The sequence below is a fragment of the Methylobacterium sp. WL116 genome (genome assembly GCF_008039455.1).
In the GTDB taxonomy this organism is placed as follows: domain Bacteria; phylum Pseudomonadota; class Alphaproteobacteria; order Rhizobiales; family Beijerinckiaceae; genus Methylobacterium.
The window spans coordinates 1-436 of record NZ_VRUV01001163.1 but is presented as its reverse complement, the minus strand read 5'-3'; the positions used below and the strand labels follow the sequence as shown (position 1 = coordinate 436).

Here is a 436-nt window from a genome sequence, read left to right as displayed (position 1 = left end):
GCGCGCCGCTGCCGCCCGCGGCCTCGGCCGGGACGAAGCGCTGGACCAGCAGCGGCAGCGGCAGCAGCAGCGCCAGCGGTGCCGCCCAATCGAACGCGGAACCGAGCGCCGTGACCCAGGCCGGGAGCAGGCTCATCCGCGCATCCGCCCGATCAGGCGCCCGAGCTCGGCATCGAGGACGGCCGGGTCCGGCCGGTCGCTGCGGCGATAGAGCTCCTCGGCGAGGACGCGCCCGGCGCCGGCGGTGAAGAAGGTGGTGGCGAACAGCCCGTCGAGCCTGTGCGCCCAGGCCGTCCCTTGCGCGCTCGCCGCATCCTCGCCCTGCACGGTGCGGGCGACGCGGCGCAGCAGCCGGGCCTGCGCCACGAGCCGGGCCTCCGGGTCGAGATTTCGCGCGGCGGCGAGATCGCGCAACGCCGCGCGGCGGACCGTGGCG

1 protein-coding gene is annotated in these 436 nt (G+C 77.5%); it reads right to left on the bottom strand.

Going from position 1 to position 436, the window contains the following annotated elements; all coding sequences use genetic code 11:
- Positions 1-132 precede the first annotated feature (132 nt).
- Positions 133-436, bottom strand: a 304-nt coding sequence (locus tag FV223_RS29880) for a DUF4381 domain-containing protein (protein ID WP_147730154.1), incomplete at its 5' end; no start/stop codon positions are given.